Origin of the sequence: Asticcacaulis excentricus CB 48, assembly GCF_000175215.2 — a bacterium.
Taxonomy (GTDB): domain Bacteria; phylum Pseudomonadota; class Alphaproteobacteria; order Caulobacterales; family Caulobacteraceae; genus Asticcacaulis; species Asticcacaulis excentricus.
In genome coordinates this window covers 1,307,845-1,315,949 of sequence record NC_014817.1, presented here as the reverse complement: position 1 = coordinate 1,315,949, position 8,105 = coordinate 1,307,845, and the positions used below count along the sequence as shown (strand labels likewise).

General features: G+C 61.0%; 6 protein-coding genes. 3 read left to right on the top strand and 3 right to left on the bottom strand.

All coding sequences use genetic code 11. The features are described from left to right. Nucleotides 1-282: 282 nt before the first annotated feature. Nucleotides 283-1,026: a hypothetical protein gene (locus ASTEX_RS17505; RefSeq protein WP_013480969.1), complete on the bottom strand. Its 744-nt coding sequence runs from the start codon at nucleotides 1,024-1,026 to the stop codon at nucleotides 283-285. Between the two features lie 78 nt (nucleotides 1,027-1,104). Next, complete coding sequence (locus ASTEX_RS17500; RefSeq protein ID WP_013480968.1) at nucleotides 1,105-1,938, bottom strand: AraC family transcriptional regulator; 834 nt, start codon at nucleotides 1,936-1,938, stop codon at nucleotides 1,105-1,107. Nucleotides 1,939-2,291: 353 nt separating this feature from the next. Between ASTEX_RS17500 and ASTEX_RS17495 the strand changes: the two genes are divergently transcribed. After that, nucleotides 2,292-3,551: an SGNH/GDSL hydrolase family protein gene (locus ASTEX_RS17495; RefSeq protein ID WP_013480967.1), complete on the top strand. Its 1,260-nt coding sequence runs from the start codon at nucleotides 2,292-2,294 to the stop codon at nucleotides 3,549-3,551. A 216-nt stretch (nucleotides 3,552-3,767) separates the two neighbouring features. On the opposite strand, the gene ASTEX_RS17490 is transcribed toward ASTEX_RS17495, so the two are convergent. Continuing rightward, entirely contained in the window at nucleotides 3,768-5,732 is a 1,965-nt protein-coding gene (locus ASTEX_RS17490; protein WP_013480966.1) for a putative bifunctional diguanylate cyclase/phosphodiesterase, read from the bottom strand. A gap of 190 nt (nucleotides 5,733-5,922) precedes the next feature. Here ASTEX_RS17490 and ASTEX_RS17485 point away from each other — a divergent pair, with 190 nt between their 5' ends. Further along, nucleotides 5,923-7,290 (top strand): TldD/PmbA family protein, encoded by a 1,368-nt coding sequence (locus ASTEX_RS17485; RefSeq protein ID WP_144004762.1) that lies wholly within the window; start codon nucleotides 5,923-5,925, stop codon nucleotides 7,288-7,290. Beyond that, nucleotides 7,287-8,102, top strand: a complete 816-nt coding sequence (locus tag ASTEX_RS17480) for an inositol monophosphatase family protein (protein WP_013480964.1) — start codon at nucleotides 7,287-7,289, stop codon at nucleotides 8,100-8,102. The genes ASTEX_RS17485 and ASTEX_RS17480 overlap by 4 nt, the downstream gene beginning before the upstream one ends. The last annotated feature ends 3 nt before the right edge of the window (nucleotides 8,103-8,105 follow it).

The window sequence follows — 8,105 nt, the reverse complement described above, 5'->3', positions numbered from 1 at the left end:
AATTCCGGCAAGAGTCAATAGGGTGAAATCGGCCTTTTCGTGCTGCCAGAAAATGTCAGGGTGATAGGTCGGGGTGGAATCGTGAAGAGTCACAAATCCTTAACAGCGGACTCTTGGGAAACAAACCAAGAACAAATTTCTGTGAATTGTCGAACGCCTCCCCTGCCTCCGTTGCGCGAGAGCCCTTCTGCCCCTATTGGGAACTTAAAACTCAGTTCCCTCAATATAGCCTGCCCATTAATCGCCAAAACCAACGGCAGCGGCTCTGAAGCCGCGACCGGTCTATCCGCCTATCCAGCGTACGGCCAAAGCTTTCCATTCGGGTAGAAAATAGATCCACGCAGACAGGAGCTGAACACAGGTCATAAAGACGGTGCCCCAGACAAAAGCGGGCACAAGCCGGCGGTAAACGACAAAGTCGCGAAGGGCGATCATCCCCGTTAGTACGATCGGTGCCGCATTGAAGGCCAGCCAGAAGGTCAGAAAGCTGGTCGAGAGGCCGAGATGCTCCAGGCCACTCAGGATAGGGCGCGTGAGCCAGCGCCCGTACCCTGCCGTCGTTATAGAAATCAACGCCAGCATCATTAGGCGTTTGTGCGCGTCTGGCGAGCGGCGAAGCCACACACCGGCGCTGGCCAGCACCCCAAACATCACGACACCTGACAGGGCGATCACCATGAAGGCTGTTTTGGCGCCCGGTTCACCAAGTGTGCGGCGTTCAAAGTCAATTTCCGCCCATGGCCCCACGACCAGCATGAAACACAGGAGCCCTATGCCCAGATAGCCAAGAAACTTATGGGCGCAATATCTCCCGGTCTTGATCAGGACAATCTGAAGGGTCTGCAACACCATCCAGCCGACATAGGCCGCCGCATGAATATGCACGATCAGGGGGTATCGAAATCCTTGTGCGTGTTCATATTTTTTGGCGATGTCGCCACCGAAACCGGCGAACATGCCTATCCAGATCAGCACCATCAGGCACAGGAAAAAGGTGCTGTCCCGGCTATTGGGAGTGTCCGTCATGTCAAAGCCCTCTATGCGGTTATGTCCCGCAGAGCCTACCAATGCTCTCAGCCATGCCAGTGGTAAAAAACGGACGCATCAGTCCTCAAGAAAGCCAAATTTTCGCTCTGGCGATCCTGCCTCGACGGCCCGAAAGGCGTTTGGCGCCATGCCGCAGAAGTCTCGAAAATCATGTCGCAGGTGGTGGTAGTCGTAATAGCCGGCATAGACGGCCAGACTGAGCCAGTCGTGGGTCGGAAAGCGATTGCTCAGACGGACGAGTTGATCAAAGCGCGCTATGCGCGCAAAGAGCTTCGGCGAAACGCCCATGCGTTCCTGAAACGCCCGACGCAGTTGCCGCGTTCCCACGCCATGACGTCGGGCTACCCTATCAATCTCGGTTGTCGGGCTTTGCAGCAATTGCAGGGCGACCGCGTCGCATGCCGTCATTTCGCGGTTGCGCCTGTGGTGATGCCGCAAAATCCAGGATTCCGCAGCGCGGATCATCTGACGGGCATCTTCCGTATCCTCAATTTCCCGAATAAGAGCCCCAAAATCCGGAGGGAAAACCGCCTCCGCATCAAGGTCGGCATCGGTCAGTTCATGTATCGCGAGGCCGGTCAAGATATGGACCGCACCGGGCTGGAACTCGATCTGATACACACTGAAATCACGCCCCCCTTGCCGCAAGGTCGTCCGCGTCGGCTGACCAATCAAGGATGCACGCGGTTTGCGTCTCAGCTCTAACGCACCCAACGGTTTGATCCATTCCGGATCGCGGCTATAAAACGCTAGGGACGCGGACGGACGGGGCCAATAGGGTTTGGCGGGAACGGTCTCCGTCGCCTTAAAGGAAAGCCGGATAATCTGGTGCTGGCGTATCAGCGCGGCGAGCGGCGGACTGGGGGGAATGAATTCAAACCGAAGGGTCATGAGCAATAGCGCCAGCGACTGAGCGTCCGATCATAACCCCAAAGCCTCATGTCCGCTGGTAAAAAACGGACAGGGTTACACACAAAGCCCTGGAGCCGGCCACACAGCACACGCGTAGTCCGGCATACCAATTACGGTAGCATGCTATACGCCTGATCTGCGGTTAGGGCTAGCCCGCCTCATCAAATCGCTCAGTGTTACATAGCCTCGGATGAAATCGCCTATAGACGGCCCGCAGAGTCGCGCCCCCGTTCCGGGATGCAGGCGCCAGAAAATATGACCCTGTTTCCCTCAGCTCAAAAATCGCGTTAGATGCGTGCCGAAAGCCCAAGAGAACCTTCAAGGGAGTCGTTATGTCCACTCTGAACCGTCGTGCCTTGATGTCGGGCCTGACCGCCGCCGGAGCCGCACTGACCGTGCCCTCCCTGACCCTTCCAGCGTTGGCCCGAACGACCCAGCACTGGACGCCCTCATGGTACGCCGCGCCCGAGCCGTCCGGCAACAAAGCGCAGGCGCAGGACCTCACCCTGCGTCAGATTGTGCGCCTCAGCGCGGGCGGCAGCGCCGTGCGTATCCGTCTGTCCAACGCCTATGGCGACACGCCACTGCGCATCGACGAACTGCGCGTCGCCAGACGCCTGTCCGGCGCGCGTATCGACCTGCAAAGCGACCGCGCGGCGACCTTTGACGGTCAGACCGCCGTGACCATCTCGCCGGGTGCCTATGTCCTCAGCGACCCCATTGCCCTGACGGTGGCAGCCCTCAGCGACCTCGCCGTCAGCCTGTACCTAAAGGGCCCCGCTCCCCTGACCACTCTGCACGAAATCCAGCGCAGCGCTATTTACATCAGCAACGGGCAACAGACCGCGGCCCCCGAACTGACTACCACTAAGACCGATATTGGCATCGGCAATGCCTTCCCGTTGCTGTCGGGCGTCGAGGTCGCCACCGCCAAGACGCAGGCACTGGTAGCCTTTGGCGACTCAATCACCGACGGCTACGGGATTACACCGGATCAGGGCAGAACCTGGCCCGACCTGCTGAGCCAGCGCCTCAGCGCCGCCCGCATCCCTCTGAGCGTCGTCAATGCCGGCATCAGCGGCAACCGGCTTCTCAATCATGGCACCTGGGCGCGTTTCGGCACCGGCGCTTTGGCGCGCTTTGACCGCGATGTGCTGGCACAACCGAATGTCGCCGCCGTCGTGCTGCTGATCGGAATTAACGACCTCGGCCACGCCGGCGGTCCGGACAGTCCCGGCTACGCTCCGCTGGACGACTTGAAGATGGGCCTGAGCCAGATCGCCGCCCGCGCGCAGGCGCACGGCATCCGCACCTATGCGGGGACGCTCACCCCCTTCAAGGGCACGACCTTCAAGGACTATTACAGCGACGAGAAGGAGACGCGGCGCGTGGCGCTCAATGCCTGGCTGCGCCGTTCCGATGTCTTTGACGGCTTGTTTGATTTTGAAAAGGCACTGGAAGACCCGGCGCGTCCCGGCTGGCTTCGGCCGGGGCTGGGCATGGCCGATAATCTGCACCCCAATGATGCCGGTGCCGCGGAGATGGCGCAGTCGATCCCGCTCACTTCTTTCGGATGGGCGCGCAAAGCCTAATCGCATCCCGCTACGTGATGGCGCATACTCCGCCCTCCCAACAGGAGGATGGACCATGCCCAGGCAAACCCCGACTCAGAAGCGCGAGATCGAAAGGTCATGAGCGAATCAAGGACGGCGATCTGAAAAATTCCAGCGGCGCCAGGGTCAAAGATTAGGATCAGGCCATTGCCATCGCCTCAGCAAGTCCGGAGCGTCGAAAAAGGGCGACTAAGTCTACCCCGCCTTTTTCAGCCCCTCGCGCCAGGATTCGGCGTCCAGATAGGCGGTGATGGCTTCGGCGCGCATGGGCTGTGAGAAGTAATAGCCCTGAATATAGCGCGCACCGATCTCTTCCAGACGGCATAGTTCCGCCGCCGTCTCGACGCCTTCGATAACGTGATCGAGCGACAGGTTGCCGCACAGGTCGATCAGCGTCTTGACGATTTTGACCGTCGAATCGTGGCGCAAAAGCTGGGTTACGAAGCTGCGGTCGATCTTGATCTTGTCTACCGGCAGGCGATGGATATAGCCGAAGCTGGAATAGCCCGAACCGAAGTCATCGAGCGCGATGCGGCTGCCCATGCCTTTCAGCAGCGCCAGAGCCTCCAGCGCCTGATCGAAGTCGCTGAGCATGGCGGTTTCGGTGATTTCGAACTCGATGCGCTTCGGATCGACGCCGGATGCTTTTACCGTGTCGCAGATACGCGCGATGGCCGGCAGCGAGCGCAGGTCGCGCGCCGACAGATTGAACGAGACGCGCATATCACGGGGCCAGTCGCGCACCGCCACCAGCGCCTTGCGCAAGAGAATTAGGGTGATGTCGCTGATCAGGCCGGAGCGTTCGGCGGCGCGGATGAAGATGTCCGGTCGCACCGGCCCCAGCTTTTCTGACTGCCAGCGGGCCAGCGCCTCGAAGCTAACCGTGCGCTGCGCCTTGAGATCGATCTGCGGCTGGAAGACGATATAGAGTTCACTTTCGAGATCGGACGAACGCAGGGTCTGATCTACGGCGCCGAAATCCTGCATCTCGTTTTCGTGGCGGCGGTCAAAGATGATCGGCGCACCGCGCAGGTTCTGCTTGGCGTAATAGAGTGCGTAGTCGGCGCGCTCCAGCATTTGCGAGGCGCTCCACTGGGCTCCCGGGTCCGAATGCACGAAGCCGACCGAGCCGGAGATGTTGGCGCACACCCCGCCGCCCAACACATAGGTTTGGCGCAAGGTATCGCAGAGGTCTTCACCAAAGCGGCGCAGATCGTCGTCAGGCATTTGCCCGTTGAGGATGAGAGCAAACTCATCTCCGCCCAGTCGCGCCACGACGCCGCGCGACCCCACGACCGCGCGCAGACGCTTGCCGACCTCGATCAGCAGGGCGTCGCCAATGCTGTGGCCATAGAGGTCATTGACCGGTTTAAAGCCGTCGAGATCAATCAGGGCCAGATCAAAGGCGTACCCGTTTTTGGCCCCCACAAGTGCCACATCCAGCTCGGTGAAAAAGCTGCGGCGATTGGGCAGGCCGGTCAGGGCATCATAATGCGCCAGAATTTGCGCCTCGTGCCGGTGTTTTTCGGCGACCAGACGGGCATGAACAGCGCGAAAAATAGTGCTGCGCATTATGCCCGCCATGCCCAGTGCCGTTACAATACCGCCAACACCGACCCAGATGTGCTGTTTCAGTACCGGGAAACCGGCATGATGCGCCATGACAAACATGGTGCCAGTCGCCAGAAGCGAGGTCGGCACCACAACCCGCAGCGACACCGCCGAGGTGGCGAAGACCAGGGTCATCAGGACAAAATAGATCAGCTTGGCCGGGACAAAGTGCAGGTACTGAGACACCACCACATTGGCGTACATCAAAAGACTGACGATCAAAGTGGCGATTTCCAGCCGTTGCACGCTTTCGGCCCCGCGCGTCCAGCGGAAAAAAGACAGGCAGGTTATAGCCGTCACCCCCCCCAGACCGGCCATGATCGGCAGGTCCATCCCTTTTTCATAGAAAAAGTGGGAGATAAAAATAACGATATAATAGCTGCCGACCACTCCGCACAGACCGCGCACGACCGGGCGCAACGCAATCGCGCGCTGACGCCTCAACTCCGCCGTATCGACTTCGCTTTGTCTGTGACTCGCCTTCAGTCGGCGCAACAGCCGGTAAGCATACCGACGCAAGTCTCCGGTGCGTTCGGCCAGTGACAGCATAAGACCCCTGCAGGATGACGCGCAGTCAACAGAGCCTGCGCCACAGAGGTCACAACCTAGAGGAATGCCCTAAAGATTATACTAATCCGTAGGAAATAATCCTGTAAAACAAGGTTATGATATGCTTTGCGGGGAATCGTTCCAATTGAGACTTGCGCCCCGCCCCCCGGCCGCGCCTAAGAAAGACCTTATGCTGCATACGCAAACAGACACCCCCGCCCGCACCGATTCTACGGCGTTGCTTGCGCACGTCATCGGTCTGGCACGGGCGCAAGGCGCAGATGCCGCCGAAGCCGTCTATTCTCAAAGCCGCTCGCTCAGCGTTGGCGTGCGCAAGGGGGCGGTCGAAACCGTCGAAAGCGATGAGGCCACCGATCTGGGGCTGCGCGTGTTTGTCGGTCGGAAACAGGCCGTGGTGTCGGTCTCTGAATTCTCTGAGCGCACGCTGACGCGGCTGGTCGAACGCTGCGTCGCCATGGCGCGACTGGCCCCGGATGACGCCTATGCCGGTCTGGCCGATCCGGCGCTCTTGTGGCGCGGCGACGGTGTTGATCTGGACATTTTCGACCCCACAGAGCTGAGCGCCGATACTTTGCGCGAACGGGCGCTGGCCTGTGAGGCCGCGGGCCTGATCGACCCGCGTCTGCAAAGCGATGCGGCCAGCGCCGGCCAGAGCTTTACCCGCTGGCAGCTTCTGACCTCGGAGGGTTTTGCAGGCCACCACCGCACCAGCCTGTCGTTTCAGTCGGCGCGCCTGATCGCCACGGACGAAACCGGCGGCATGGAGCGCGATGGCGAAGGCCGCTCGACGCGCTACCTGTCCGATCTGCCGACGCCCGAAGCGACAGGCATCCTCGCCGCCGAACGTGCCCTGAAGGCGCTGGGCGCACGCAAGATCGACAGCTGCACCGCCCCGGTGCTGTTCGAACCGCGCACGGCCAAGTCACTGATTGGCCTGTTTCTCGGGGCCATTTCCGGTCCATCGGTGGCGCGCGGCTCCAGTTTTCTGAAAGATAAGCTGGGTCAGCGTCTGTTTGCGCCAGGGGTGCACCTTATCGACAACCCGTTCCGCCCGCGCGGCCTGGGCTCGTGCCTTTATGACGACGAAGGCGTGACTGTGCGTGAGCGTTCCCTTATCGACGACGGCATCCTGACCACCTGGCTGCTCAACAGCGCCGCCGGGCGGCAACTGGGCATGGTTTCGACCGGCCATGCTTCACGCTCTCTGGCGCATCCAGCGGGCGTTTCGGCGCACAATGTGACGCTGAGCCCCGGTACGCGCTCCCCCGCCGACCTTATGCGGGCCGCTCGTTCCGGGGTGGTGATCACCTCGATGTTTGGCCCCAGCGTCAATTCGGACACCGGCGATTGGTCGGCCGGGGCGTCGGGCTTTGTGTTTGAAAACGGCGAACTGATCCACCCGGTCAATGAAATCACCGTTGCTGGCAATCTGATTGACATTTTCGCGCGCCTTGAGCCCGCCTCGGACCTTGAGATCAAGGGGACGCTCGACACCCCCTCGATACTGGTCGATGGCCTAAGCATCGGGGGCAAATGATGAGCCGGGCCGCGCCGACACTTCAGGACGAGCTTGATCTGCTGATCGACCGGGCGCGGCGCGCCGGGGCGCTGGCTCAGCACCTCAAGGCGCAGGGGCTGAATATCTCTTATAAATCCGATGGCTCCATCGTCACCAATGCCGATTTGGAGGTCGATCTGTGGCTGAAGGAGGCGCTGCTGGACGCGCGCCCCGGCTATGCTTGGCAGAGCGAGGAATCGCCCGATACGCCCGCCCGCCTGACGCAATCGCACCTGTTCGTGCTCGACCCCATTGACGGCACGATGGGCTTCACCAAGGGCTCCCCCTACTGGACCATTGCCCTGTGTCTGGTGCAGGCCCGCCAGCCAGTCGCCGCCGTGGTCTATGCGCCCGATGCGCAGGAAATGTATAGCGCAGGTAAAGGGTTGGGGGCATTTCTCAATGGTGAACCCATCGGCGCCTCCGCCACCACCGACCTCAGCGTGGCGCAGGGGATCGGCGATGCGCGCCTGTTTGGCCGCGACATCTGGCCGGAGCCGTGGCCCAAGATGAGCATAACGTCTCGCCCCTCCGTCGCCTACCGCATGGTGTGCGTGGCAGCGGGCCGCGCCGATTTTACTCTGGCCCTGACGCCCAAGCGCGACTGGGACGTGGCGGCGGCTACCCTGATCTGCCATGAGGCCGGGGCCACCGTATCCGACCATCTGGGGCAGGCCTACGACTTCAACGCCCCCGACAGCCTCAAGGCCTCGCTGATCTGCGCCAATTCAGGCTTGTATCCCGAAATCCGGCGCCGTTGCGCTGCCCTTCCTTCCCTCGAAACCCTCTGAGAG

Excerpts from the sequence above, each read along its gene's own strand:
- ASTEX_RS17485 (WP_144004762.1), top strand. The coding sequence starts at position 5,923 with ATGCTGCATACGCAAACAGACACCCCCGCCCGCACCGATTCTACGGCG.
- ASTEX_RS17480 (WP_013480964.1), top strand. The coding sequence starts at position 7,287 with ATGATGAGCCGGGCCGCGCCGACACTTCAGGACGAGCTTGATCTGCTG.
- ASTEX_RS17490 (WP_013480966.1), bottom strand. The coding sequence starts at position 5,732 with ATGCTGTCACTGGCCGAACGCACCGGAGACTTGCGTCGGTATGCTTAC.
- ASTEX_RS17505 (WP_013480969.1), bottom strand. The coding sequence starts at position 1,026 with ATGACGGACACTCCCAATAGCCGGGACAGCACCTTTTTCCTGTGCCTG.
- ASTEX_RS17495 (WP_013480967.1), top strand. The coding sequence starts at position 2,292 with ATGTCCACTCTGAACCGTCGTGCCTTGATGTCGGGCCTGACCGCCGCC.
- ASTEX_RS17500 (WP_013480968.1), bottom strand. The coding sequence starts at position 1,938 with ATGACCCTTCGGTTTGAATTCATTCCCCCCAGTCCGCCGCTCGCCGCG.